Source organism: Bacteroides sp. HF-4919 (genome assembly GCF_018860125.1).
The window spans coordinates 833,930-860,393 of record NZ_JAHKNF010000001.1 but is presented as its reverse complement, the minus strand read 5'-3'; the positions used below and the strand labels follow the sequence as shown (position 1 = coordinate 860,393).

The window sequence follows — 26,464 nt, the reverse complement described above, 5'->3', positions numbered from 1 at the left end:
ATCAATCCTCCATGGCTGATGCGTCAAATGACAGGGGTAATAAATGTCCCACACTCTGTATTTCGTAAATACACTTTTTGCCGTAAAGCAATATACGTATGGGTTGTTTGTATCTTTTTTCCGTTTCCAGAATCACCTGGCGACAGGCGCCGCAAGGAGGAATCGGAGTGTCGATAAAGTCTTTTTCTGTACGTGCGGCGATGGCAAGAGTCTTCACTGCCTGGTCCGGATACTGCGAATTGGCATAGAACAACGTAGTTCGTTCGGCGCAAAGTCCGGACGGGTAGGCTGCGTTTTCCTGATTGGTTCCTGTCACTATCACTCCGTTGGCCAGCAGTGCTGCCGCTCCTACCGAGAAGTGCGAGTAAGGTGCATAGCTGCGTCGGGTTGCCTCAATGGCATCATCCAATAAGGCACGGTCTGCGTCATTGAGTTCGTCATATTCATATACTTTAATTACAGAGGTAATAGTCAGGTCTTTCATGTGGGTAGGTGGTTTATAGTTCTACAAATCATGTTACAAAGTTAGAAAAGAGATTGATAATCCCAATTATTTTTATGATTTTTGTGCCGCATAACCTAACATACACAAATTATATAGATGAATAGCAAACTTCTCAGGCTGATTGCCGTAGTTACAGTTCTTGCTTTTTCTGTCGGTGCCCAGGCGCAGCGCAGGAATTCCCGTTACGTAGATTATATAAATAAGTATAGTGCCCTGGCTGTAGAGCAAATGAAGGAGCACAAGATACCCGCCAGTATCACATTGGCGCAGGGGCTGCTTGAAAGTGGTGCCGGTATGAGCACGCTGGCGCGTAAAAGTAATAACCACTTCGGCATCAAATGCGGTAGTAGCTGGAATGGACGTACCGTACGCCATGACGACGATGCCCGTAACGAATGCTTCCGTGCTTATCGCAATCCCCGTGATTCGTACGAGGACCATTCGGCATTTCTGAAACGCGGTGCCCGCTATGCTTTCTTGTTTAAACTGAAGATAACGGATTATAAAGGCTGGGCCCGTGGGTTGAAAAAGGCGGGATATGCCACCGATCCTTCGTATGCCAACCGTCTGATTACGATTATTGAAGACTACGACCTTTATAAATATGACCGTAAGGGAGGATGGAGTTCGTCAAAGAGTGAACCGACGGTACTTAATCCGCATCAGGTCTACATAGCAAACGGTATCGCTTATATTGTAGCCCGTGACGGAGATACGTTTAGGTCATTGGGTAAAGAGTTCGATATCCGTTGGAAGAAGTTGGTGAAGTATAACGACTTGCAACGTGATTATACCTTGATGGATGGTGATATCATTTATCTGAAAGAGAAGAAAAAGAGAGCGTCGAAACCTTATACGGTTTATATCGTCAAAGACGGAGACTCCATGCATACCATTTCTCAGAAATATGCCATCCGGTTGAAGAACCTGTATAAGATGAACCGTAAGGACGGGGATTATGTTCCCGAAGTGGGAGACAGGTTGAGGCTGAGGTAGACTTTGCCGCTGCGGTATATAAGAAATGTATTAATAGCAAAAGGGTGTAGCCATACTTTATGCATGGCTACACCCTTTTGCTATTAGGGCTACACCCTTTCTGCCGGATGGCTACACCCAAACGTGTGTTTTTCACCGCAGAGAACACAGTTACGTTTTGTTACGAAACTGTACAGGGTGTTCATTATCGGACACCTTGTTTCTCTTCTTCCTGCTGAAACACAGTACTTTCCTTTTTTGGCATAAGGTTTGATCATAGAAATACAAAGAATATTTGTAAATCTATAATTGACTATATATGGACAGAGAAATTCCAAAAGAGGTGCGCAATAAAGAGCGTAATAAAAAGATTATTCGTTTTTCGGCCATCGGTATTATCGGGATAGTAGGCATTAGCTTACTAATTTCATTGTTGCGTACGGGAGTACAGAAGAAGGATCTCGTGTTGTCTACCGTTGACAAGGGGACGATCGAGGTCAGTGTCAGTGCTTCGGGCAAAGTGGTTCCGGCTTTTGAAGAGATCATCAATTCACCGATCAACACCCGCATCGTGGAAGTATATAGAAAGGGCGGTGACAGTGTAGATGTAGGTACTCCCATCCTGAAACTCGACTTACAAAGTACGGAAACCGACTATAAAAAACTACTGGATGAAGAGCAAATGAAACGTTATAAGCTCGATCAGGCGCAGGTGAACAGCCAGACCAAATTGAGCGATATGGCCATGCAGATCAAAGTGTCGGAAATGAAACTGGCGCGGATGAAGGTGGAGCTTCGCAACGAACAATACCTCGACAGTCTTGGAGCCGGTACGACCGATAAGGTACGCCAGGCCGAATTGAGCTACAATACGTCCCGCCTCGAATTGGAACAACTCAAACAACAATATGCCAACGAGAAACAGGTAGCAGCCGCCGACCTGAAAGTGCTTGAACTCGACCTCAACATGTTCCGTAAGGGACTTGCCGAAATGAAGCGTACGTTGGACGATGCACAGATACGTTCGCCGCGCAAAGCCATCCTTACTTATATCAACAACCAGATCGGTGCGCAGATTCCTCAAGGAGGGCAGGTGGCTATCATTTCGGATCTGAGTCATTTCAAAGTGGATGGCGAGATTGCCGATACTTATGGCGACCGTGTGGCAGCGGGCGGAAAGGCTATTGTGAAAGTGGGCAGTGAGAAACTCGAGGGGACCGTAAGCAGTGTCACTCCGCTTTCAAAGAACGGAGTTATCTCTTTCTCCGTGCAACTGAAAGAAGATAATAACAAGCGGTTGCGTTCGGGACTCAAGACCGATGTATATGTGATGAATGCCGTGAAAGAAGATGTGTTGCGTATAGCCAATGCCTCTTATTATGTAGGCCGCGGCGAATACGATCTGTTCGTGATGACTTCGGACGATGAAATCGTAAAACGGAAAGTTCAGCTGGGCGATTCGAACTTTGAGTTTGTAGAAGTGGTGAGCGGACTCAATCCGGGAGACAAGGTGGTGGTCAGCGACATGACCAACTACAAAAATAAGAACAAACTCAAAGTGAAATAATACGCCGAAAAAACTTTTTAAATCAAGGCACCTTAGGGTTTAAACCAAAGGCTTGTTGGTTTTAAGTCAACGGAATTTTGGTTTAAAAGGTGGATTGTGTGCCTTTTAAGATGTGAAACTATGATAACAATTTATCTCAAACAATCTTATAATTTGCTGAAAGAGAACCGTTTCGTAAATGGAATCTCTGTAGCGGGTACCGCTTTGTCGGTGGCAGCAGTGATGCTTGTTTACCTCGTCTATCAAGTAAATTTCTCTGCGTATGCGCCGGAGTCTAACCGATACCGCATCTTTTTTGTAAACAGTCTGCAAGCGTGCGGGAGTGACGGGAATCCCATCAATAATGGGGGTATGAGTCACAAGGTAGTACGCGAATGTCTTTATCCTTTGCAGACGCCCGAGGCAGTGACTGCTTTTACCGACAGACAACTTCCGGTCAATATACGCGGACAGCAGTTTTATGATAAATATACGATTAAGTTTACCGATGACGGCTTCTGGAAAGTATTCGACTTCACCTTTCTTTCCGGTGTCCCCTTTACACATGCCGATTGGGAATCGGGTATACGGCAAGCGGTTATTTCTGATAAACTGGCACGTAAGTTATTTGGTACGGTTGAAGCAACAGGGCAGACTTTACGCATGAATTATGCCGATTATCAGATATGCGGTGTGGTGAAAGAGGTGAGTCAAGCTGCCGAAAACGCCTATGGAGATGTATGGGTGCCCTATACGGTCAACTCCTCCTTATTAAAGGAAAATGTTAACTATTGCGAAGGAACTACGGGGGAGTTTACCTCCTGCATCCTGGCACGTTCTTCATCCGATTTCGAACCGATCCGCAAAGAGATGCTGAAGTTGCAGGCGGCTTTCAATGCTTCGCTTACCAACACAAAACTTGACTATATGTATTCTCCCTATACCCAGTGGCAGGCCGTGCTGGGTACAAATGGTTTCGATCGGGGTACAGTGGGCAAATGGTTTAAAACTACCGGTGCGACGGTTCTTTTCCTTTTGCTCCTGCCTGCCTTGAATATAATAGGTATAACGCTGACACAGTTTCGCAAACGTCGCAGTGAGATTGGGGTTCGTAAAGCGTTCGGTGCTCGTTCGTTTTCGCTGGTAGAGCAAGTGATGACCGAGAACCTGTTGATCTCCTGCATAGGTGGGCTGATCGGACTGGTGTTGTCATACGCCTTGTTATCTCTTTGCAGGTCGTTTTTCTTTTCGGGAACTATTGCTCTGACACACGATATGCTGATACAGCCCTTCACTTTTGTTGCGGCTTTCTTTTTCACGCTGTTACTGAATTTGCTGAGTGCCGCGATCCCCGCCTGGCGGGCCTCACGGATGCCTATTACAGAGGCGTTGCATGATATGGAATAATTTTAAAAACAAAGACCCGTTATGATAAAGCAAATATTTAAGATAATATGGAACCAACGCCGCTCTAACGGTTGGATATGGATGGAACTTCTGGTCGTATTCGTTGCGCTGTGGTATCTGGTAGATATGTTTGTGGTACAGTTCTATTCCTATTCCCGTCCGTTGGGCTATGATATCACGAATTGCTGGCGGCTTTCGTTTGATGTTTATCCCGAAGATGCCGCCGAGTATGTCAGCGACACTACTCATGCTTCTACTGAAGGCGAAGCATTGGCCCGGATCCTTGAACGCCTGCGTCGTGCCCCGGAAGTGGATAATGCTTGTGTTGCTTTCTATTCCTCACCCTATTCCGGAGGTAATTCATGGACACAGATCATGCCTTGTACGGCCGATAGCGGTAAGTTCAAAGAGCAATCCTATCACCAATATACCGTTTCTCCCGAATTTTATGATGTATTTCGTATCCGGAGCCGCGAGGGGCAGCTTCTGAGTGAATTATTGAACAAAAAACAGTTGGAATATTTTATTACTCCGGATCTGGAAAAAGATTTCTTCGGTGAGGAGTCGGCAGTAGGACAGAAAGTATGTTATCCCGGCAGTAGTATGCGGGAGATACGCATTGCGGCAGTGACCGTCCCGGTTCGTATGACCGAGTTTGTGAAGCCGGAGCCCGAACTTTTCTTTACTATGAGACCGAAAGAACTGGAACGTCAGGTGAATGCTTCCGGGGTAGCTAATATGGAGATAACCGTGCGGATGAAAGAAGATTTGACTCCGGAACAGATGGGGACTTTCCTAAACCGGATGAAGAGCCAGTTGACGGAGAATAATCTCTACGTTGCCAGCATGAAGGATATGAAGCAACAACGCAGTGAACGATTGCGGTCTGAATGGCGGAAAATCAGCATTAACCTTCTGTTGTCCGTTTTCATCTTGCTGAACGTGCTTTTCGGCATTACGGGAACTTTTTGGCTACGCATCGAGCAACGGCGTAGTGAAACCGGTCTGCGGATGGCACTGGGCAGTACACGCAGGCGGGTAGGATGGTTCTTCACTGCCGAGGGGTGGTTATTGCTGACCACCGTAACTCCGCTGGTGCTGTTTGTTATGTTCAATATGATACACATGGAAATTCCCGATTTGTACAATCTTCCTTTCTCCTGGTGGCGTTTTGCTGTCGGTTTTGGTGGGGTACTGTTGCTGATGGGGCTGATCATTGCGTTGGGCACGTGGTTGCCTGCCCGTCGGGCCATGAAGTTGCAGCCGGCGGAAGCGCTGCATTATGAATAATAAATTTAGTACCGAACAGACATGATAAAACTCTATTTCAAACAATCGTGGGCGTTGATCCGCCAGAATAAACTGTTCAGCAGTCTCTATGTGCTGGGCACAGGGCTGGCCATTGCCATGACAATGATTATTGTCATTGTGTATTATGTAAAGATCGCCCCTATCTATCCCGAAACGAACCGGTCTCAGACGATGGTGTTGACGTCGGTAGCCGTAAAAAACACCGAGCAACATTCTATGACCAAGTCCTCCTGTTCTTATCATATGCTGAAAGAATGGATCTATCCGTTGAAAAACGCGGAAGAAGTGACGGCCGTTTTGGGACGTATGTTATTGGGAAATTATGTACAGCCCGAAGATGGTGGGAATGTAATTCCCGTAATGGTGAAACAGACCGATCCTGCATTCTTCCGGGTGTTCCCGTTTGAATTCCTGGGCGGACAGGCTTTCTCACAGGCCGATTTTGAAAGCGGAATCCACAATGTAGTGCTTTCGGAGAGTGGTGCCCGCAGGATATTGGGTGACACAGAAGTGGTGGGACGTACGTTCTCGCTGAATTTTGAAGACTATCGGGTAGTGGGCGTGGTGCGTAGCGGCAGTTATATGCTCAGCGACTCTTATGCCGACGTGTATATGCCCTATACTTGTATAACCGGTTATGATCGGGGGGATAAAATGGCCAATATGGTAGGTCCTTATCAGGTGTTTATCAAACTGCCTGGGGCGGATGATGCCCCGAAGCTACGTGCTGAAATACAGGAGTTGGTTCATAAATTCAACCACTCTCAGCCCGATCTGGAAATAGACTTGAACAATCAGCCTCTTCCTTATTGGCAGTATCCTCTTAAACAAATGGGGTATTCGGAGATTGACTGGGCGAACGTATTCAAAATACATGGTTGGCTGTTGCTTGCTTTCCTGTTTGTTCCGGCCATCAACCTGGGCGGGATGATTTCCAGCCGGATGGAACAACGTCTTTCCGAGATGGGGATACGCAAAGCCTTCGGAGCCAATCGTTCGGTATTGTTAGGACAGGTGCTTTGGGAGAATCTGGCGCTCACCTGTGTAGGCGGTTTTATCGGTCTGCTGTTGTCATGGGGAGGTCTGGTGTTGGGGCGTAATTGGATTTTCGGTTTGTTCAATTCGTGGCCGGTACCCATCCCCGAAGGAGTGGAGGTTAATCTAAGTCCGGATATGTTGTTCAGTCCGTTTGTGTTTGTCCTTGCGTTCGGTACGTGTGTATTGCTCAACCTGCTTTCGGCTTTTTGTCCCGCATGGTATTCACTGCGTAAAAACATCATATATTCCATCAACGAAAAGATATAAATAGCCATGAATCAATTAATACTGAAAAACTTGTGGGCGCGCCGCAGTCGCAACCTGTGGCTATTGGCCGAGATTGTATTGGTTTGTATTGTCTCTTGGAAAATAGCGGACCCTTTGGTCGTGCTTACCCATGACCGTACGTTACCTGAGGGCTTTCGTTCCGATCATTTGTTTGTTCTTGAATTGGCGACTTTGCCGGAGAAATCCGGGAAGTTTCGTCCCGAAGAAGACGACAGCCTGTCCCGCAGGGAAAACCTGGGCCGCATTTTTCAACAGGTGAAGAATTATGAAGGTGTGGAGTCTGCTACGTTTTTTTTCAATCGTATAATGCCTTATTCCGGTAGCAGTACCACTTCTCCCCAGACGTTTAAGGGAGATTCTACCTATATGTCGGCATGGCAGATCTCTTTCCTGAACCGTTCGGACTTCTTCCGGACCATGGGGTTTGAAGGAGCTGAGGGGATGACGGCCGGAGAGCTGGACGAACGTATCTTTGATAAAGATGAATATGTGCTGACAGCCAATACGTCGGAGTTCTTTTTGCATCCGGAGAGTCCTCTCACCGGGCGGACGACATGGAACAACGACAGCACTGCCGAATATCGGGTGGCGGGTGTGATAAAACCTTTTCGCTATCGAAGCTATATGCAACCTCAGCCGGTCCGTCTGAATCCCCTGTCGGTTATGCCCGAACGGTATTATTCGGATTTGCCCCAGATTGTTTTCCGAATCGGGGATCGTCTTTCCGAAGAGGTGTTTTTGCATCACTTCATCCCTTGGACGGGGAAGGAGTTGAAAGCCGGAAATATATATGTGAATTCGGTGCAGTCGTATACCGATTTGCGTAAACAGTCGGAGTTCAGTGCCGGTACTACCGATACATACCGTAAAAATATAACTTTGGGCTTGTTCTTTCTGATCAATCTCTGTCTGGGGGTGGCCGGAACGTTCTGGCTGCAAACCCGTACACGGCGAGAGGAAGTCGGCATTATGCTTTCATTCGGAGCCCGGCCGCAAAACATTGTTCGGATGCTGCTGGGTGAAGGATGGGTACTGACAACAATCGGAACGCTGTTGGGATGCCTTGTTTATTTGCAATATGCCTTGAAAGAAGGACTATACTCCACAAATTGGGGATCATGGTCACCCGAAGTGGCTTCGCCTGCTTATTGGATCAATCATTTCGGTTGGCACTTTCTGGCAACTTCCCTGATGGTGTACATCTTGTTGCTGATTGTCGTTTCAGTCGGCATTTGGATACCTGCCCGGAAGATTAGCCGCATCAATCCGGTAGATGCTTTGCGTGATGAATAACTATTAAAATTACATACTATGATAAAACTTTATTTAAAACAATCGTGGATGTTGATCCGTCAGAACAAGTTGTTCAGCAGTCTGTATGTACTGGGTACGGGGCTTGCCATTGCCATGACGATGATTATTGCCATTGTGTATTATATTAAAATAGCTCCTATTTATCCGGAAGTGAACCGTTCGGTGACGATGCGGATGAAAGGGGTGAGTGCCATGCATGTGAAAGGAGGCGGAAATTCATATCTCTGTTCTTATGAAATGCTGAAAGAGTGGTTCTACCCACTGAAATCAGCGGAGCTGGTTACCGCTGTAAACGAACACTTTCTGAACCGGGAGGGGGCTTATATACAACCGGCCGGGGGAGGTGAGCAGATACCGGCTTTGGTAAAGTATACCGATCCTAATTTTTTTCGGTTATTTGAGTTTGAATTTTTGAACGGGAAGCCTTTTTCGGAAGCGGATTTAGCCAGTGGAATCCGTAATGTAGTACTTTCTGACCGGATGGCCCGCCGCATTTTTGGCAGGACCGATGTGGTTGGGCAAACGTTTAAACTGGATTTCAAAGAGTCTAAAGTCGTCGGAGTGGTACGTGAGGGCAGTTATCTGTTGCCGGCATCTTACGGGCAAATCTATATGCCCTATTCTTGCTTGCCGGGATATGACAGTAACAATGATGGCAGTCATAAAGTCGGTACCTATATCGTTTATTTTAAGGTTCGCCAGAAAGAAGATATGCCGAAACTGTATGCGGAGGTCAATGAAATGGTGCATAAATACAATATTTCCCAGAAAGAATATACAGTTGATATTTTTCATCAGCCGGATCCGTATTGGCAGACTTGGTTCAGAGAGGGCAATACGAACGAGATTGATTGGATGTCGGTCATTAAACTGTATGGAGGAGCTCTTTTGGCTTTGTTGTTAGTGCCTGCTATTAATTTGAGTGGGATGATATCCAGTCGCATGGACGATCGTCTGGCGGAAATGGGGATACGAAAAGCGTTCGGGGCTAACCGGAAACAATTATTGAATCAAGTGTTATGGGAAAATCTGCTTCTTACTTGCATCGGCGGGCTGATGGGACTTATTGTTTCATGGGGGCTGCTTGTGTTAGGGCGTAATTGGGTATTTAGCCTGTTCGACAAATATCCGACAGTTGTGTCCGACGGAGTCGATGTGGCTATCAATCCGCAAATGCTGTTCAGTCCTTTAATGTTTTGCGTAACATTTGCTTTTTGTTTGATACTGAACCTGCTCTCTGCCTGGTGGCCCACATGGCGCTCGTTGCACAACGATATTATTGACTCACTTAACACTAAGAAATAAATCATGATACGACTTATAATAAAGAACCTCTGGGCCCGTCGTCGGAAAAACGGATGGCTGTTGGCCGAATTGATATTGGTATCGATCGTCACGTGGGTGATTGTCGATCCGTTGGTAGTGTTGACACACGATCGGAATCTGCCGGAGGGCTATCGTCCCGATCATCTTTTCTTGCTTCAGTTGGCATCGTTCCCTGCCGAATCGGAGCAATTCCATATCGAAGAGAATGATACATTGGCGCGTAAAGCCAATTTTGAGCGGTTGCTCGACAAGCTGAAACATTATGAAGGAGTAAAGTATACTACTTTCATCTTGAATGGCCAATATCCTTCATCGAATTCCACGAGTAACGGTAATACGATGTTCGATACCATTCCGGTCCGCACTCTCCGTCTTACTTTCATGCCCCACACCGATTATTTCCGGACCATGGGGATGGAGGGAGCCGAAGGTATGACGGCCGAACAATTGGATAACCGTGACTTCCGTTGGACCGAATCGGTATTGACTGCGGACGTAGCGTATCGGCTGAAGGATGGAAAACCGCTTTACGGACGTCGTTTGGGGGAAAATGGAGATGATGAAGACTATCGGGTGGGAGGAGTGATCGCCCCTCTTCGTTACCGGAGTTATATGCAACCCATGCCCATAGAGTTATGCGTGTTTGAAGAGTTTCCTGATTATATGTACTATTATCTTCCGTTAATCGCTTTTCGTATAGACGACAATCTGTCGGAGAAGGCTTTTCTGCATCACTTCCGTGAGTGGATGGATAAAGGACTGACGGTAGGCAACTATTATGTGAAGTCTGTACGGCCCTTCAGCAGCATTCAGGATCAACATGAGTTTTCTGAAGGTATCACTAACCAGTATCGCCTGAACCTGGCTTTAGGTATATTCTTTTTAGTGAACCTTTGTTTGGGAGTGGCCGGAACTTTCTGGATGCAGACCCGTTCGCGCCGTGAAGAGGTGGGCATCATGCTTTCTTTTGGCGGTAATCCTTCACATATCACCCGCCTGCTTTTATACGAAGGTTGGGTGCTGACCACATTGGGGACGTTGATAGGCTGCTTGCTCTATTTGCAATATGCGTTGAAGGATGGTCTCTATACTACCTGTATCGGTTCGGAAGAGACGATGCCTGTTTATTGGATTAACCATTTCGGTCTGCATTTTGCGGCTGTTTCCCTGATTGTATACCTTTTGCTGTTGATTGTTGTTTCTATCGGAATCTGGATGCCGGCACACAAACTCAGCCGCATCAATCCGGTGGATGCTTTGCGGGACGAATAACCAATAAATAAAATAAATTGCTATGATGGTATTATACTTCAAACAGGCCTGGCAACTCCTGAAACAGAATCCTTTATTCAGCAGTGTGTACATACTCGGTACAGGACTGGGGATTGCCATGACCATGAGCCTGGTGATCATCTGTTACATCAAGATGGCTCCGGTCTATCCCGAAGAGAACCGGAACCGTATCCTGGTCAGTAAAGGAATGACTGTTGTAGAGCAGAAAAACCAGGAGAATTGGTTCAGTTCGCACGTATCCTTTCAGGCAGTGAAGCGTTTTTATTATCCGCTGAAGAGTACCGAGGCTGTAGGGGCATCTATGGATGGGCGCAGTACATCATTACTTGAACTGCCTGGTGACGGAGATTTGAAAGAGGTACAGGTGAAGCTGGTAGATGCCGGGTTCTGGAAGGTGTTTCAATTTGCCTTTGTAGACGGCAAGCCGTTTAGTCAGGCCGATTTTGATTCCGGATTACGAAAAGCTGTCATTTCGCGTACAATGGCTCGCCAGCTTTTTGGAGAGACTCCACCGGTAGGTCGTACTTTTGTTCTTGATTCCGATGAATATAGAGTATGTGGAGTTGTAAAAGATGTTTCCTTCATTACCCCTGCTACGTATGCGGATATTTGGTTACCACTGACGGTTGATTCCGATATTATAAAGGATAATAAGGGTGGCTATGAGTTGGTAGGTGATCTGAATGTCTATATGTTGGCTCCTTCTGTCGATGCTAAAGATAAGGTAATTACAGAGGTACGTGACGTGTTCCGCAAATATAATTATTCTCAGAAAAAATACAGTGTCGATTTACATGGGCAACCGGTATCTTACTGGAAAAGTATTTTTTATGAATATTCTAATTCGGCACCCGACTGGGGAGAGCTGTTACGAGTGTATGGCACTATCCTGTTAGCTTTATTATTTGTTCCGGCACTGAATCTGGCAGGAATGATTGCTTCACGTATGAAGCGCCAGCTTTCCGAATTGGGCATACGTAAGGCTTTCGGTGCTTCCAAAACTTCGCTTCTGTTGCAGGTATTTTGGGAAAATCTGTTTCTTACTGGCATCGGAGGTCTGTTCGGTTTGTTACTTTCGTATCTGATTGTCTATTGTGGTCGGAACTGGCTTCCGGACCTGTTGTCTTTCTCGGTAGATGTGATGCCCGAGGGAGTCGATAGCTTCTTGACTCCCGGTATGTTGCTGAATCCGGTGGTGATAGGTATTACCTTCATGGTCAGCTTGGTGCTGAATGTATTGTCGGCTCTGATTCCGGCTTTACATGCTTTGAAGAAAGATATTGTATATTCGCTTAACGAAAAAAGATAAAAGATATGAACCTGATGATGATACTCCGCCAGTTGTGGAACCAGCGTGCTGCCAATGGATGGATTCTGGGAGAACTGGTGGTTGTGACTTATTTTTTATGGGGAGTAGTCGACCCTGTGTACGTATTATTATCCGATAAGGCATTGCCCGATCATTATGATCTTACCGATACTTACCTGCTCAGTATAGGTGAATATTCAACTAACCATACCAAATATAAACCGGAGATGGCTTCCGATTCGCTGAAACGTATTGACTTTATGCGCATCGTAGATCAGGTACGCCGCTATCCGGGTGTTTCTAATGTGACTGTCAGCCTTTTTAATTCTTATCCGCAAAGCGGGGGCTGGAACGGAGGACAGGTTTTCAATGATACGATCCTTGCATATTCACAGCAGATGACCTTCCTTTCCGGAACCGACTATTTTGGAGTTTTTCGTATACACGATGCACGGACAGGACAAATTCCTCCGGTACTTGCGGAAGGAGAACAGGGGATCTACCTGACTCCTGATCTCGCAGAGAAGTTGTTCGGCGAGAAATATCCGCAAAATAAATGGGTGCATTGGGGAGATACGACCCGTAAGTTTCCGTTGACCGCTATAATCGACCCCGTACAGATAAGAAGTAATAACCAACCCGGTCCTCTGATATTCAAGACTACTTCTGAATTGAAACATCTTCCGGGCAGAGTGCGGATTTGTTTCCGGGTGCGTGATGGACTCGCTTCACCTGTTTTCACTGAGACATTTAAACGTGAAATGCGTCCCCGAATGCAGATCGGGAACTATTATCTGGCATCGCTTACGGATTTCAGGACGGAAAGTAAAAATTTTGAGTATTATATGGGAACTACGGGGACTATCCGGTTGCAGACCATTCTCGCTTTATTTTTTCTGTTGTGTGTCTTTTTGGGGATGGGGGGTACCTTTTGGCTGCGTTGCAATGCCCGCCGGGAGGAAATAGGGCTCTATATGGCAATGGGGTCTAACCGCCACCGATTGATCCGGCAGTTTCTTTTTGAAGCCTGGTGGATGGTGACTATCGCATTTGTAGTAGGAGCATTGGTACAACTTCAAATAGTATATCTGAATGGCTTTGCTTTCCCGCCGGATAATCCGAACCCGGATTATATACAGAATCGTCCGGTGTTGCACTTCCTTATTGTATCGGTTATTTCGTATGTTCTGATTCTGGCTGTTTCGTTTGTGGCAACTTATATTCCGGTTTCAAAAGCAGCACGGATGAATCCTGCGGATGCTTTGCGGGACGAGTAACCGGATTGGTCGGCAAATACCTCTACCACAGAGGAGATATGAAGTAACACAGATTATTTATATTGATTAGCAGTGACTTAAATTTTCCTCTGTGTTTCTCTGTGTTCTCTGTGGTGAGTTTTGACACATTTACATGATTTCAAAGAACTTTGGACGGTATATAACTTTTTTAAATATCAGTTCTGCGAATATCTGTATTCGTTGGGCGTTACTCCCGTAATTTTCTTGAAAAACAAGCAGAATAACTGCGTATTAGAAAATCCCAGTTGACCGGCTATTGCTTTGATTGTATTCTCTTTATCAAGTAGCATTCTCTTTGCGGTTTCCATTCTTTTTAACTGAAAGAACTCCAGTAAGGTTTTACCGGTTTCAAACGTGAGTAAATCTTCAAAATAGGCGACGGAGAGCTTTAAATTTTCAGCACAATATGCGGAGGTAGGCGGACCTTCCCACTTTAGCTTACCGGAATAAATATAATCATCCAATAAACGGTCTGTTTTGTCGAGCAGCACTTTATTCTTGTTCTCCCTGGTGATAAACTGCCGTTCGTAGAACCGGGTACAATAATCCAACAATAGTTCGATGTATCGTGAAATCAGTGTTTGGCTATGGCGGTCTATCGGGTGATGTAATTCCTCGTCCATTTCCCGTAGGCATTCTATAATCTTATCCTTTTCGCGTTGGGACAGATGTAAAGCCTCCTCTTTCCGGTAGAAAAAGAAAGTATATTCTTGAATGTTTTTTTCAAGTGTGGTACCATAAAGCAGATCGGGATGGAAAGCCAGTAACCATCCCTGCTGTGGGAGTACTCTGTTTTTGTGCATGTCGAAGGTTTGTTCCGGAGGGAGGAAAACCATTGTCGCATTGGAATAGTCATAAGCTTTGCGTCCGCAACAACAGCAATCCTCTATGTCGTTCTCCATCAACAGTATTGTGTAAAAATCGAATTTAATGCTGTGCTGTTCCACATTCGTATGGTCCAGACGGATAATGCTTGCCTGTGGATGCAGCGTCTTGCATCCCAGGCAGCGGTTGCATTGATGCACCGTTTTGATATCTAATGTTTCTTTACCGGAAGAGGCCATCATACTTGAATTATCCTGTATTCTGTCGGGGTACAGCCAACATTCTTTTTAAATATGCGTGTGAAATGTTGTGGGTATTGGAATCCCAGTTCATATGCAATCTCACTGACTGTTTTTTCTGAAGCCAATATCTTTTCTTTGGCTACATTTATTATTTTACCCTGGATGTATTCCTGAGCAGTCTTACCCGTTTCTTTTTTAACCAGGTCGCCGAAATAGTTGGAAGACAAGTTTACCTTATCTGCAAAATATTTCACTGTGGGTAATCCTTCGGTTTGCGACTGCTCACTTTGGAAGTAGAGATCCAATAGTTCTTCGAACTTCACCAGTACGTCCTTGTTCACTTTTGAACGTGTGACGAACTGCCGTTCATAGAAACGCATGCAATAGTCCAATAATAATTCGATATTTCTTGAAATCAGGCGTTTGCTGTGCTTGTCTATCGGACGTGATAATTCTAACTGGACTTTATCCAGGCAATCCTGAAAGATCTTTTTCTCTTCGTCCGAAAGATGAAGGGCTTCATTTGAAGCGTATGAAAAGAATGAATACTGTTCGATTTCCTGTCCCAAAGATGTGCCGCGTATCAGGTCGGGATGAAATAATATACCGTGTGACTTCGGACGTATCCCGTCAGTCACCTTTACCTCTACTACTTGTCCGGGGGCAAAACTTGTTACTGTGCCTTCTTGATAGTCATACATCTGCCGTCCGTAGCGTAGATCGCCGCACTTTGTTTGTTTCAGAAACAAAGCGTACAGTCCGTAATTGAGGGTGAAGTGTGTGGGGAACAACGTGGCTTTCGACAAGTCGACTACTGTCACCAAAGGGTGCAATGTTTCGAGACCGTACATCTGGTTATACTGGTCTACCGAATTGAGCTTAATTACTTCTTCCATAGGGCATATTGTTATTTATCTGTGACAAATGTAGGGATTTTCATCATATGTAGTATGGGTTGGAGGAATAAAACCGGAATAGGGGTAAGAATATCCGTAATTGAGGTAATTACATCCGTAATCCGGGTATACGATGAGAACGGAAAGGTGCCTAAATTTGCATCATAAATTTATAATCTTATGAAAATGAAACATTTTATATGGGCATCGGCAATGATAACGTTGCTGTGCTATACCACAAATTCTTTAAATGCACAGAATATGAAAAAAGAAGAAGTTCTACAAAATCCGAGTGTGTTTCCCATAGGAGATGCAAACGTGCAATATGCGAAGTTTTTTATAGGGCAGTCCTATCTGGCACGCTTGACACAGAATGATGAATTGAATTGTCCTGTCAGCAATGTGACTTTCGAGCCCGGATGCCGTAACAATTGGCACAGCCATACGGGCGGACAAATCCTGATAGCTGTCGGAGGAAGAGGGTATTATCAGGAAAAAGGGAAAAATGCCCGTCTGTTACTGCCCGGAGATGTAGTGGAGATAGCTCCGGATGTAGTGCATTGGCATGGAGCCGCCCCTGACAGTTGGTTTTCGCATCTGGCCATCGAATGTAATCCTGAAACCAACCAAAATACTTGGTTGGAACCTGTAGATGATCAGGCATACGCTGAGGCAACTTCCCCCCAAGGGATAGCTGCAACGAGTGTTTCCCGCAATGGCACGACGAGGTTTATCAATCTCGGAAACAACCTTGCACAGACCGATCCCGAACTGGAGGAAATATTCACTAATTTTGCTTTTGGAGAAACACAGCAATATGGTGATTTGGATACTCGTATGCGGATTTTGGTTACAATGGCTTCCACCATTGCCATGAGTACTGCGGGAGAGTATCAAAAAACACTCCAAGCCGCTTTTGTCAACGGAGTTACCCCGCTTGAAATAAAAGAAGTGCTTTATCATGCCGTTCCTTATGTGGGTATGGCAAAGGTTGCGGAATTGATTTCTATAGCCAATGGATTCTTGTCGTCAAAAGGAGTGAAGTTGCCTTTGGAGCCACAGGCGGTGATAACTTCCGAAAACCGTATGGAGAAGGGACTTGCTTTGCAGAAATCCATTTTTGGCGAACGAATAGACAAAATGTATGAAACCGCACCCCAAGGACAATTGCATTTTCAGGAATATCTTTCCGCCAACTGTTTCGGTGATTATCAAACGCGTCCGGTTCTGGATGTAAAAACGCGTGAAATGTTAACTTTTGCCATCCTTGTGTCACTTGGTGGCTGTGAGGCGCAGGTCAAAGGCCATATTCAAGGCAATATAAATGTTGGCAATGATAAATCTGTGTTGCTGACTGTCATTACTCAATTGTTGCCCTACATTGGTTATCCGCGTACACTCAATGCATTGGCTTGCTTAAATGAGATTGTTCCGGAGGATAAGTAAATCAGGCAGTTCGTTAACGGGCAGTATGTTCATTATCGGACATCCTTCTGTTAGTTTAATGTGCAATTTATGAGGATGTTATTCTTTTGGCATACCATTTGACATGTCTTGTTCATATAAGCCAAAATGGAACAAAACGAATCATCTAAATAAATTAAAGTTATGATTACATTAACTTCTCTCTCAAAAATCTATCGTACAAACGAGATTGAGACAGTAGCTCTCGAGAATGTGAACCTGAAAGTGGATCGCGGTGAATTTCTTAGCATAATGGGACCTTCCGGTTGTGGCAAATCGACTCTATTAAATATTATGGGGTTGCTGGATGCGCCTACAACCGGAACAATCGAAATAAACGGCACGCACACGGAAGGGATGAAGGATAAAGAACTGGCTGCTTTCCGTAATAAAACGCTTGGTTTTGTGTTCCAGTCATTCCATCTGATCAATTCTCTTAATGTATTGGACAATGTAGAGCTTCCCTTATTATATCGTCGTATAGGCTCTTCCGAACGTCGGAAACTGGCTCAGGAGGTGCTTGAGAAAGTTGGTTTGACTCACCGTATGCGGCATTTCCCCACACAGCTTTCCGGTGGTCAGTGCCAGCGCGTAGCCATTGCCCGTGCCATTATCGGTAATCCGGAGATTATCCTTGCTGATGAGCCTACCGGTAACCTGGACTCCAAGATGGGGGCTGAGGTAATGGAGTTGCTTCATCGGTTAAATAAAGAAGACGGACGTACCATTGTGATGGTAACCCATAACGAGGAACAGGCCAAACAGACTTCACGCACCATTCGGTTCTTTGACGGACGGCAAGTGCAATAATTCAGAAGCATTACACGAGGAATAAACGTTCATTTTTGATAAGAAAGAGAGTTCATTTGTGGGCAGAGTGTTCATTATCGGACACTCTGCCCAAATATTAAGTGGTTGTTTATAAGTGTATTAATTCTTTGGCATGTCATTTGAACATGATCTTAATAAAAAGAAATAATTTAAAACCATAAGTTTATGATTACATTGACTTCTCTCTCGAAAATCTACCGTACGAACGAAATCGAAACAGTGGCTCTTGAAAATGTGAACCTAACAGTAGACCGTGGTGAGTTCCTGAGCATAATGGGACCTTCCGGTTGTGGTAAATCGACTTTGCTGAATATTATGGGGTTGCTGGATGCACCTACTACCGGAACCATAGAGATAAACGGTACACACACTGAAGGCATGAAAGATAAGGAACTGGCAGCTTTCCGTAATAAGACACTTGGGTTCGTATTCCAGTCGTTTCACCTGATTAATTCCCTGAATGTACTGGATAATGTGGAGCTTCCGTTACTGTATCGCCGTATGGGCTCCTCCGAACGTCGGAAACTGGCTCAGGAGGTGCTTGAGAAAGTCGGTTTGACTCACCGTATGCGGCATTTCCCCACACAGCTTTCCGGTGGTCAGTGTCAGCGCGTTGCCATTGCCCGTGCCATTATCGGCAATCCGGAGATTATCCTTGCTGATGAACCTACCGGAAATCTGGACTCCAAGATGGGGGCTGAGGTAATGGAGTTGCTTCACCGGTTAAATAAAGAAGACGGACGTACCATTGTGATGGTGACCCATAACGAGGAGCAGGCCAAACAGACTTCCCGCACCATTCGGTTCTTTGACGGACGGCAAGTACAATAATAATCATAATACAGTCATTCATCTCAAAATTAGGAAACGATGAAAATAAGAGTAATTTTAGTGGCTTTAGCTCTCACAATGGGGGCAACTTTCAATATGATACAGGCTCAATGCAGTGATGATTGCCAATGTGGTAAAACTACCGGAAGTAAGGGAATCATTGTTGATAACCGTAAAGTTCCCGGTTTTTCTTCTATCCGTCTGGATGCAGTCGGAGATATCATTTTTACGCAGTCCGATCGTTGTTCTGTTCGGATAGAGGGCCCGCAGAGATATGTATCCGAAACTACAACGAAAGTGGAAAAAGAGACTTTGGTGATTGGATATAAAGAGAATAACAGCAATTCCAAAAATGTTAAACTGTATATTGCCGCTCCTGATCTGAAGAGTGTAAAATTGCAGGGAGTAGGCAGCTTCAATTGCCGGACCGCACTTCGGTTGGATCAATTGAAGATAACTCTTTCGGGAGTAGGCGGTGCTGAAATTAGTGATTTGGTTTGTGAAACTCTCAAAGTACGGTTGGATGGTGTAGGCAGTGTCAATATCCGGGTGGATTGTGATGAACTGACAGCTCGTGCCGACGGTGTAGGAAGCATGACCCTGAAAGGCAAAGCCCGTAAAGCTGATATTTCTAAAGGTGGAGTCGGAGGGGTTAATACACGCGGATTGAAAGTAGGAGAATAAAAAGAACACAATGATTAAACAATATTTCAAGCAGGCCCTGTCGCAACTTAAGCAACAACCATTGTTGACTACGATAAGTGTGCTGGGCACTGCACTGACCATTTGCCTGATTATGGTAGTGGTGATGCAACAACAGATAAAGACGGTTCCTTTTGCCCCCGAAAGTAACCGGAACCGCTTGTTGCACGTCAAATGGATGAGTGTAGGCAACAAAACCTGGAGTGACGACGGATCAAGTAACGGTCCGATGGGAATAAAAACGGCGAAGGGATGTTTCGAAGGATTAAAAACTCCTGAAGAAATTAGTATATATAGCATCCCCGAGACGATGCAGGTCTCTTTGTCTCGGGGAGTGCGTACAGGAGTGGATGCACTTGAGACAGACGGGGCTTTCTGGCGTATATTCGACTTCTCGTTTATCGATGGCAAGCCTTACTCGGATGCTGAAGCTAAATCGGGTTTGCCCGTGGCTGTTATAACAGAAAGTGTGGCCCGGCTTCTTTTCGGTACTGCTACAAATGTGGCCGGGAAAGAGATTTTTGTGAACGATGCCCCTTACCGGGTGAATGGAGTTGTGAAAGATGTCTCTTCAATGGCTTCGACGGCCTATGCACAGATATGGGTCCCATATCTGTCAACTAACATCACAGGAGGGGATAATGTATGGAATGATGGTATCATGGGAGTGATGCAGGTTGTGATTCTGGCTCGTAACTCTTCTGATTTTGATGCGATTCGGGCAGAGTGTGAACGACGTCGTTTGGCATACAATGCCGGATTGGGAGATTATTTTGTGTTTTACCGGGGACAGCCGGATGACCAGTTGACCATGTCACAGCGTATATGGGCAAATGTGCAACCGGATATGGCGGGTTATTTTCGCCAACAAGTGATCATTTTCCTTATTTTGTTGTTGGTTCCTGCCATTAACCTGAGTTCGATGACTCACAGCCGTCTGCGACAGCGTGTGGCGGAGATTGGCGTGCGCCGTTCGTTCGGTGCTACCCGCGGAGGGGTGATGGGACAGATTGTTGCCGAGAATTTGGTGTTGACTTTAATGGCGGGTGTTGTAGGATTATTGTTCTGTTTGCTGATTTCCTATGTGTGGGGCGGTACACTTTTTGCCGATTCACGGCTGATGTATCTCAATACGGCTCCGGTCATTGAGTGGAAGATGCTTTTCAAACTCTCTACGTTTATTTATGCTCTGCTCTTTTGTCTGCTGCTAAACTTGCTCAGCAGCGGGTGGCCGGCTTGGCGGGCATCCCGGATGTCAATCATAAATGCTCTTAGCGGAAAACTCACTTAAACACTACATGAACGATGAATAAGAAATTATTAAAACAAATAGTTAATGAACGGCGTTCGAATGCGTGGTTGTTCGTGGAGTTACTGTTAGTAAGTATTGTGCTTTGGTATGTGGTCGACTATATGTTTGTCACTCTTTATACTTATTTTGAGCCTCGTGGTTTTGATATAGAGAATACTTACAGGGTTGAATTTAATTATCTCACGGAAAAAAGCCCCGATTATATAGCCGGCCGTACGGAAGAGGAAAATAATGCCGATATACGTGAGTTATTAGATCGTTTGCGTCGTCGTCCCGGAGTAGAGGCAGTCAGTATGTCACAAAATTCTTTTCCTTACAATGGCAGTAACAGTGGTATGGAAGTACGTCTGGATACTATGGAAAGAAAGTATAATATCCGGCGGTGGGTGACCCCTGACTTTTTCCGTGTATTCCGTTATCGGGGAGCTAACGGAGAAACACCGGAACAATTGGGAGCTTTGCTGAAAGAGGGTACTTTTATGGCATCGCGTAATCTTTTTGAATCCCCTTATCATATAGACTTAAAAGATTATATTGGCAAAGAATTTTGTTTGGATCAGGATACAGCCCGGGGTACAAAGTTGTCTGCCGCACTTGAAGTGATTCGTTACGATGATTTTTCGGCCGCTTGCTATAGCCGGTCGGTAGTAATATTATTGCGGGAGGATCAATTAGCATATGGCAATGAAATCTGTCTGCGTACCAGTGATGGTGAACCTGCCGGATTCGCCGAACGGTTAATGAAAGACGCACCATCCCAATACAGAGTGGGGAATGTCTTTTTATCGAAAGTAAATTCATTCCAGAATATTCGTCGTACTTTCCAGTTAGACGATATGAATACTTTACGAAACTATTTGGTGGGGATGAGCTTTTTGCTGCTTAATATTTTCCTGGGATTGTTGGGCACTTTCTGGTTCCGGACGCAGCAGCGTAAAGGAGAGATGGCTTTAATGATGGCGGTAGGCGGCAGCAAGAAGAGTGTCTTTTTCCGTTTGCTCAGTGAAGGCTGGTTCATGCTGCTTCTGGTCACTCCGTTGGCACTGGGCATTGACTGTTATATTGCCAAAAGCGAACTGACACCTTCGTGGCAATTCTCCACGTTCACTGTCGGGCGTTTTGTATTGTGCGAATGTATTACTCTGCTGTTGATGGCATTGATGATATTGGCCGGCATTTGGTTCCCGGCCCGTCAGTCCATGAAAATCCAGCCGGCAGAAGCATTGCGTGAGGAATAAAAGCTTATTGCAATAAATCGTAATCTATCTGCGTTGTTTTCAAGATTATAACGTATATTTGCGTCCATAATCCTGATACAACGCAGTTTTTTTACTATGAACAGACGATCGTATACTATATTTCTTATATCTATCTTTTTATTTCTCACAGAAATATCCACTGCTGCGGAACGCGTTTATAATGTTCTTTTCATTCAGTCGTATGCTTCCGAAACACCTTGGCATGGCGATTTGGCCAAGGGATTGAAAGAAGGATTCAGCGAATCCGGACTGAAAGTGAATGTGACAACAGAATTTCTGGATGCCAATTTCTGGACTTATCAGTCAGAGAAACTTATTATGCGGCGTTTCTGCGAACGAGCCCGCGAACGGGGAACAGATTTGATTGTTACTGTCAGTGACGAGGCTTTCCATACTTTGTTGACTTGCGGGGATTCATTGCCTTTACAGTTGCCTGTTGTCTTTTTTAATATAAAATATCCGGAAGGCAGTCTGATCGATTCGTTACCCAATGTGTGTGGATATACGGCAAATCCGGATTTCGGGGAGCTGTTGAGGCAGGCGAACCGTCTTTTCCCGAGTCGGACGGAAGTAGTCTGTATCTCTGACAACAGCCTTCTGAGTTCTAAAGGAAGAGACGACTTTATGAACGAATGGAATGGCTTTGTGAAAGAGCATCCGGAATATACGGTAACTTTCTATAATTCGCAAACGGATACAACCAACAAAATCATAGCTTCCACATGTTATCCGCGCAATACGCACAGAACACTGATTATTGCCCCTAAATGGTCGCCTTTTATGTCATTCATCGGACGTAATTCAAAAGCTCCTTTCTTTTCGTGTGAAAATCTTGCATTGACTAATGGCGCCTTCGGGGCTTATGATGCCGATTCATATACTTCTGCACGTGAGGTGGGGCGGACAGCTTCCGATGTGTTACGTGGGAAGACTCCTTCGGAAGTGGGGATTATTGAATCTCCCTTGAATTTTATGTATGATTTCAAGCAGCTGGTGTTTTTCAAGGTAAATCCCAAGCAGGTGCAGGCTATTGGAGGAACCATTATCAACGAACCATACGGAGAGAAATATCGTTTGCTCTATATCTTACTGTATAGCTCGATATTAGCTTTACTGGTGTTTTTGATAGTGTGGCTGTATCGCATTAACCGCCGCGAATCCCGTCGGCGCATCCATGCCCAGACCCGTTTACTGATACAAAACCGGTTGGTTGCCCAACGTGATGAATTCGATAATGTATTCCATTCTATCCGTGACGGTGTGATCACGTACGATACCGATCTCCGTATTCATTTTACGAATCGTTCTTTACTGAAAATGCTGCATTTGCCTAAGGATGAAGCCGCGCGTCCTTATGAAGGATTACCGGCAGGCAGTATCTTCAAGATTTACAATAATGGTAAAGAGATTCTCCGTTCCATGCTCGAGCGGGTGGTAACTGAAGAGGGCAGTGTGGTCATTCCCGAAAATTCGTTTATGCAGGAAGTCCACAGTGGCAGCTATTTTCCTGTTTCGGGTGAGATCGTTCCTATCCGGGCACATGGTAAAATCACCGGAATGGCCCTTTCGGCCCGTAATATATCGGATGAAGAGATGCAAAAACGTTTCTTTAGTATGGCGGTGGACGAAAGCTCCATCTATCCCTGGCAGTATAATATCCGTACCGGTTTATTTACTTTTCCTGCGGGCTTTCTGGTACGCTTCGGGTTTGCAGAGAACAAGACCACCATTTCACGGAATGAGATGGACCGGATGGTTCATCCAGACGATCAGGAGTTGGCGTTCGAACTCTTTAACCGTGCATTGGCAGGTCTGAGCCAGAGTACCCGTATGAGTTTCCGCCAGCTTAGCGGTGACGGCAGATACGAATGGTGGGAATATCGTACTTCGGTGCTTGCAGGACTTACGACAGACACACCTTACAGCATTCTGGGCGTATGTCAGAGTATACAGCGCTATAAGACTACCGAAGAGCAATTAACCGCAGCCCGCGATAAAGCACTTCAGGCAGATAAGCTTAAATCGGCATTCCTTGCTAATATGAGTCACGAAATACGTACACCGCTGAATGCCATCGTGGGCTTCTCCGATTTGTTGAGTGATACCAGTGGATTTACCGAAGAGGAGGTAAAGTTGTTTATTGAGACAATCAATAAAAACTGTGGCCTGTTACTGGCACTTATTAATGATATTCTCGATTTGTCCCGTATAGAGTCCGGTACGATGGATTTCCAGTTTGCCGGGCACAATCTTCCGTTATTGATGAAGAATGTATACGATTCACAACAGTTGAACATGCCTTCCGGAGTCCGGTTGGTATTGAAGTTGCCGGAGAATAGTAAAAAATATCTGGTGACGGATAATGTCCGCTTGCAACAAGTGGTGAATAACCTGATAAACAATGCTGCCAAGTTTACAACACAAGGGTCGATCACATTCGGTTATACGGAGGAAGAGCCGGGATATACTTCTATTTTTGTAGAAGATACCGGAAAAGGTATTTCGGAAGATGGGTTGAGGCATATCTTCGAACGTTTCTATAAAGTCGACAGTTTTACCCAGGGAGCCGGGTTGGGACTGAGTATTTGTCAAACCATCATCGGACGTTTGAATGGAGTCATCACGGTTACTTCGAAGGAAGGAAAGGGAACCCGTTTCACAGTTCGTTTGCCGGATACTTGTGAATAAGTACACCGGGGGCGTCCGTCTGCGGACAAACTGTTCATTTTCGGACAGAAGAAGGAGGATTGATTTTAGACGGTGAACGATAAACGGTGAAGGATGAACAAAAGGAGTGGTGGATGACGAACAGGTGAAGAGTGACCAAGAGGGAAGTGGAGTGAGGATTATCATACACTGAACTCTTTCAAATGAATGTTTATGTTATATAGCGAGTTGGAGTGATCGCTGCAACACTCAATATTTGGCACAGGGTTTGCTTTTCTGCCGGTAAATAAACAAATTCTATATGAAACGATCTTTTCTACTCTCTGCTTTTGCCTTCTGTTCGTTGGCATTGAGTGCACAGGAAACACGGGAGATTACCTTGAATGAAGCCATTGCATTGGCGCGTACACAGTCTGTAGATGCAGCCGTTGCTCTCAATGAGTTGAAGACAGCTTATTGGGAATACCGTACGTTCCGTGCCGATTTGTTGCCGGAAGTAAATTTCAGCGGGACTTTGCCAAGCTATGGAAAACAATATAACAGTTATCAGAATGAAGACGGCTCTTACTCCTTTGTCCGCAGTAATAAGTTAGGGCTGAACGGTACGCTTTCCATTGATCAGAATATCTGGTTTACGGGTGGTAAGATAGCCCTGTCTTCTTCACTCGACTTTGTGAAACAGCTGGGGAGTGGTGGAAACCGGCAGTTTATGTCCGTGCCTATCGCTTTACAATTGACTCAACCTATCTTTGGAGTGAATGACCTGAAATGGAATCGCCGCATTGAGCCGGTTCGTTATGAAGAGGCAAAAGCAGCCTTTATCACTGCTACAGAGACTGTAACCATGAACGCGATCACTTACTTCTTTAATCTTCTGCTGGCTAAAGAAACTCTGGGAACCGCCCGCCAGAATCAGATAAATGCAGATCGCTTGTACGAGGTGGCCGGAGCGAAACGAAAGATGGGGCAAATTTCCGAAAATGAGCTTTTGCAATTGAAACTGGCTGCATTGAAAGCTCGGGCTGCCGTTACCGATGCACAGAGCAATCTGAATGCAAATATGTTCCGGTTGCGCTCTTTCCTGGCAATAGGAGATGATCAGGTATTGGAGCCGGTAATACCGGAATCAGCACCCGATCTTAAAATGGAATACAACAAAGTGCTGAATAAAGCATTGGAGCGCAATTCTTTCGCTCATAACATACGTCGCCGGCAGTTGGAAGCTGATTACGAAGTGGCTACCGCACGTGGCAATCTTCGTAGTATCGATCTTTTCGCAAACGTGGGATATACCGGACTGAATAAGGATTTCTCTGCTTCTTATCAAAAATTACTCGATAACCAAGTGGTAGAGGTCGGTGTGAAGATTCCGATTCTTGATTGGGGAAAGCGTCGTGGAAAAGTGCGTGTAGCCAAGAGTAACCGGGAAGTTACCTTATCCAAAATACGTAAAGAACAAATTGACTTTGATCAGGACATCTTCCTGCTTGTAGAGAATTTTAATAATCAGGCACAGCAACTTTCTATTGCCAATGAAGCGGATAAGATTGCACAGCAGCGTTATAAAACCAGTATCGAGACTTTCCTGATAGGTAAAATCAATACACTCGACCTGAATGATGCCCAGAATTCGAAAGATGATGCCCGGCAGAAACATATCAATGAACTCTACTGGTACTGGTATTATTTTTACCAGCTCCGCAGTCTGACGCTGTGGGACTTCCAGAATAATACACCACTGGAAGCCGATTTTGATGATGTTGTGAAGAATTAGTTTGGTTTTAACCCCAAAAAGAGTAGTTTTGCAAATCAAAAAAATAACACT

21 protein-coding genes are annotated in these 26,464 nt (G+C 45.2%); 18 read left to right on the top strand and 3 right to left on the bottom strand.

Annotation, left to right across the window (positions count from 1 at the left end):
• Position 1 precedes the first annotated feature (1 nt).
• Complete coding sequence (gene cdd / locus KO473_RS03690; protein WP_005809459.1) at positions 2 to 484, bottom strand: cytidine deaminase; 483 nt, start codon at positions 482 to 484, stop codon at positions 2 to 4.
• A 117-nt stretch (positions 485 to 601) separates the two neighbouring features.
• Between cdd and KO473_RS03685 the strand changes: the two genes are divergently transcribed.
• From KO473_RS03685 to KO473_RS03640, 10 genes are all read left to right on the top strand, one after another.
• On the top strand, positions 602 to 1,501 hold the full coding sequence (locus tag KO473_RS03685) for a glucosaminidase domain-containing protein (protein ID WP_005819141.1): 900 nt from the start codon (positions 602 to 604) through the stop codon (positions 1,499 to 1,501).
• Between the two features lie 298 nt (positions 1,502 to 1,799).
• The gene (locus tag KO473_RS03680; RefSeq protein ID WP_005776262.1) at positions 1,800 to 3,047 is read left to right on the top strand and encodes an efflux RND transporter periplasmic adaptor subunit; all 1,248 of its coding nucleotides are present in this window, start codon (positions 1,800 to 1,802) and stop codon (positions 3,045 to 3,047) included.
• Positions 3,048 to 3,167: 120 nt separating this feature from the next.
• The gene (locus tag KO473_RS03675; protein WP_122130558.1) at positions 3,168 to 4,433 is read left to right on the top strand and encodes an ABC transporter permease; all 1,266 of its coding nucleotides are present in this window, start codon (positions 3,168 to 3,170) and stop codon (positions 4,431 to 4,433) included.
• A gap of 21 nt (positions 4,434 to 4,454) precedes the next feature.
• Positions 4,455 to 5,723: an ABC transporter permease gene (locus tag KO473_RS03670; protein WP_122130559.1), complete on the top strand. Its 1,269-nt coding sequence runs from the start codon at positions 4,455 to 4,457 to the stop codon at positions 5,721 to 5,723.
• Positions 5,724 to 5,744: 21 nt separating this feature from the next.
• Entirely contained in the window at positions 5,745 to 7,049 is a 1,305-nt protein-coding gene (locus KO473_RS03665) for an ABC transporter permease (protein ID WP_022012343.1), read from the top strand.
• A 6-nt stretch (positions 7,050 to 7,055) separates the two neighbouring features.
• Positions 7,056 to 8,363 carry an ABC transporter permease gene (locus tag KO473_RS03660; protein ID WP_005809448.1) on the top strand — a complete coding sequence of 436 codons (1,308 nt, stop codon included), beginning with the start codon at positions 7,056 to 7,058 and terminating at the stop codon, positions 8,361 to 8,363.
• An 18-nt stretch (positions 8,364 to 8,381) separates the two neighbouring features.
• On the top strand, positions 8,382 to 9,689 hold the full coding sequence (locus KO473_RS03655) for an ABC transporter permease (protein WP_005776268.1): 1,308 nt from the start codon (positions 8,382 to 8,384) through the stop codon (positions 9,687 to 9,689).
• Between the two features lie 3 nt (positions 9,690 to 9,692).
• A complete protein-coding gene (locus KO473_RS03650; RefSeq protein ID WP_005776269.1) occupies positions 9,693 to 10,982 on the top strand; it encodes an ABC transporter permease in 1,290 nt (429 codons plus the stop codon).
• Positions 10,983 to 11,004: 22 nt separating this feature from the next.
• Positions 11,005 to 12,312: an ABC transporter permease gene (locus tag KO473_RS03645; protein WP_005809443.1), complete on the top strand. Its 1,308-nt coding sequence runs from the start codon at positions 11,005 to 11,007 to the stop codon at positions 12,310 to 12,312.
• Between the two features lie 5 nt (positions 12,313 to 12,317).
• Positions 12,318 to 13,589 (top strand): ABC transporter permease, encoded by a 1,272-nt coding sequence (locus KO473_RS03640; RefSeq protein ID WP_032537352.1) that lies wholly within the window; start codon positions 12,318 to 12,320, stop codon positions 13,587 to 13,589.
• Positions 13,590 to 13,765: 176 nt separating this feature from the next.
• On the opposite strand, the gene KO473_RS03635 is transcribed toward KO473_RS03640, so the two are convergent.
• Together KO473_RS03635 and KO473_RS03630 are read right to left on the bottom strand one after the other, a co-directional pair.
• A complete protein-coding gene (locus KO473_RS03635) occupies positions 13,766 to 14,677 on the bottom strand; it encodes an AraC family transcriptional regulator (RefSeq protein ID WP_122130560.1) in 912 nt (303 codons plus the stop codon).
• The gene (locus tag KO473_RS03630; protein WP_005776274.1) at positions 14,674 to 15,573 is read right to left on the bottom strand and encodes an AraC family transcriptional regulator; all 900 of its coding nucleotides are present in this window, start codon (positions 15,571 to 15,573) and stop codon (positions 14,674 to 14,676) included. Before KO473_RS03630 ends, KO473_RS03635 begins: the two co-directional genes overlap by 4 nt.
• Before the next feature lie 180 nt (positions 15,574 to 15,753).
• Between KO473_RS03630 and KO473_RS03625 the strand changes: the two genes are divergently transcribed.
• The 8 genes from KO473_RS03625 (at position 15,754) to KO473_RS03590 (ending at position 26,413) form a co-directional block, all read left to right on the top strand.
• Positions 15,754 to 17,019 (top strand): carboxymuconolactone decarboxylase family protein, encoded by a 1,266-nt coding sequence (locus KO473_RS03625; RefSeq protein WP_005819154.1) that lies wholly within the window; start codon positions 15,754 to 15,756, stop codon positions 17,017 to 17,019.
• A 162-nt stretch (positions 17,020 to 17,181) separates the two neighbouring features.
• A complete protein-coding gene (locus KO473_RS03620) occupies positions 17,182 to 17,847 on the top strand; it encodes an ABC transporter ATP-binding protein (protein ID WP_005819156.1) in 666 nt (221 codons plus the stop codon).
• A 186-nt stretch (positions 17,848 to 18,033) separates the two neighbouring features.
• The gene (locus tag KO473_RS03615) at positions 18,034 to 18,699 is read left to right on the top strand and encodes an ABC transporter ATP-binding protein (RefSeq protein ID WP_005776280.1); all 666 of its coding nucleotides are present in this window, start codon (positions 18,034 to 18,036) and stop codon (positions 18,697 to 18,699) included.
• Between the two features lie 39 nt (positions 18,700 to 18,738).
• Positions 18,739 to 19,383, top strand: a complete 645-nt coding sequence (locus tag KO473_RS03610; RefSeq protein WP_005819158.1) for a GIN domain-containing protein — start codon at positions 18,739 to 18,741, stop codon at positions 19,381 to 19,383.
• Positions 19,384 to 19,393: 10 nt separating this feature from the next.
• Positions 19,394 to 20,692 carry an ABC transporter permease gene (locus KO473_RS03605; protein WP_005819160.1) on the top strand — a complete coding sequence of 433 codons (1,299 nt, stop codon included), beginning with the start codon at positions 19,394 to 19,396 and terminating at the stop codon, positions 20,690 to 20,692.
• Positions 20,693 to 20,706: 14 nt separating this feature from the next.
• A complete protein-coding gene (locus tag KO473_RS03600) occupies positions 20,707 to 21,951 on the top strand; it encodes an FtsX-like permease family protein (protein ID WP_122130561.1) in 1,245 nt (414 codons plus the stop codon).
• 96 nt (positions 21,952 to 22,047) lie between these two features.
• Positions 22,048 to 24,660 (top strand): ATP-binding protein, encoded by a 2,613-nt coding sequence (locus KO473_RS03595; RefSeq protein WP_005819164.1) that lies wholly within the window; start codon positions 22,048 to 22,050, stop codon positions 24,658 to 24,660.
• A gap of 280 nt (positions 24,661 to 24,940) precedes the next feature.
• Complete coding sequence (locus KO473_RS03590) at positions 24,941 to 26,413, top strand: TolC family protein (protein WP_005809422.1); 1,473 nt, start codon at positions 24,941 to 24,943, stop codon at positions 26,411 to 26,413.
• Positions 26,414 to 26,464 lie beyond the last annotated feature (51 nt).

Bases quoted from the DNA above. Each gene is read 5' to 3' on its own strand.
- cdd (WP_005809459.1), bottom strand. From the start codon at position 484: ATGAAAGACCTGACTATTACCTCTGTAATTAAAGTATATGAATATGAC.
- KO473_RS03685 (WP_005819141.1), top strand. From the start codon at position 602: ATGAATAGCAAACTTCTCAGGCTGATTGCCGTAGTTACAGTTCTTGCT.
- KO473_RS03680 (WP_005776262.1), top strand. From the start codon at position 1,800: ATGGACAGAGAAATTCCAAAAGAGGTGCGCAATAAAGAGCGTAATAAA.
- KO473_RS03675 (WP_122130558.1), top strand. From the start codon at position 3,168: ATGATAACAATTTATCTCAAACAATCTTATAATTTGCTGAAAGAGAAC.
- KO473_RS03670 (WP_122130559.1), top strand. From the start codon at position 4,455: ATGATAAAGCAAATATTTAAGATAATATGGAACCAACGCCGCTCTAAC.
- KO473_RS03665 (WP_022012343.1), top strand. From the start codon at position 5,745: ATGATAAAACTCTATTTCAAACAATCGTGGGCGTTGATCCGCCAGAAT.
- KO473_RS03660 (WP_005809448.1), top strand. From the start codon at position 7,056: ATGAATCAATTAATACTGAAAAACTTGTGGGCGCGCCGCAGTCGCAAC.
- KO473_RS03655 (WP_005776268.1), top strand. From the start codon at position 8,382: ATGATAAAACTTTATTTAAAACAATCGTGGATGTTGATCCGTCAGAAC.
- KO473_RS03650 (WP_005776269.1), top strand. From the start codon at position 9,693: ATGATACGACTTATAATAAAGAACCTCTGGGCCCGTCGTCGGAAAAAC.
- KO473_RS03645 (WP_005809443.1), top strand. From the start codon at position 11,005: ATGATGGTATTATACTTCAAACAGGCCTGGCAACTCCTGAAACAGAAT.
- KO473_RS03640 (WP_032537352.1), top strand. From the start codon at position 12,318: ATGAACCTGATGATGATACTCCGCCAGTTGTGGAACCAGCGTGCTGCC.
- KO473_RS03635 (WP_122130560.1), bottom strand. From the start codon at position 14,677: ATGATGGCCTCTTCCGGTAAAGAAACATTAGATATCAAAACGGTGCAT.
- KO473_RS03630 (WP_005776274.1), bottom strand. From the start codon at position 15,573: ATGGAAGAAGTAATTAAGCTCAATTCGGTAGACCAGTATAACCAGATG.
- KO473_RS03625 (WP_005819154.1), top strand. From the start codon at position 15,754: ATGAAAATGAAACATTTTATATGGGCATCGGCAATGATAACGTTGCTG.
- KO473_RS03620 (WP_005819156.1), top strand. From the start codon at position 17,182: ATGATTACATTAACTTCTCTCTCAAAAATCTATCGTACAAACGAGATT.
- KO473_RS03615 (WP_005776280.1), top strand. From the start codon at position 18,034: ATGATTACATTGACTTCTCTCTCGAAAATCTACCGTACGAACGAAATC.
- KO473_RS03610 (WP_005819158.1), top strand. From the start codon at position 18,739: ATGAAAATAAGAGTAATTTTAGTGGCTTTAGCTCTCACAATGGGGGCA.
- KO473_RS03605 (WP_005819160.1), top strand. From the start codon at position 19,394: ATGATTAAACAATATTTCAAGCAGGCCCTGTCGCAACTTAAGCAACAA.
- KO473_RS03600 (WP_122130561.1), top strand. From the start codon at position 20,707: ATGAATAAGAAATTATTAAAACAAATAGTTAATGAACGGCGTTCGAAT.
- KO473_RS03595 (WP_005819164.1), top strand. From the start codon at position 22,048: ATGAACAGACGATCGTATACTATATTTCTTATATCTATCTTTTTATTT.
- KO473_RS03590 (WP_005809422.1), top strand. From the start codon at position 24,941: ATGAAACGATCTTTTCTACTCTCTGCTTTTGCCTTCTGTTCGTTGGCA.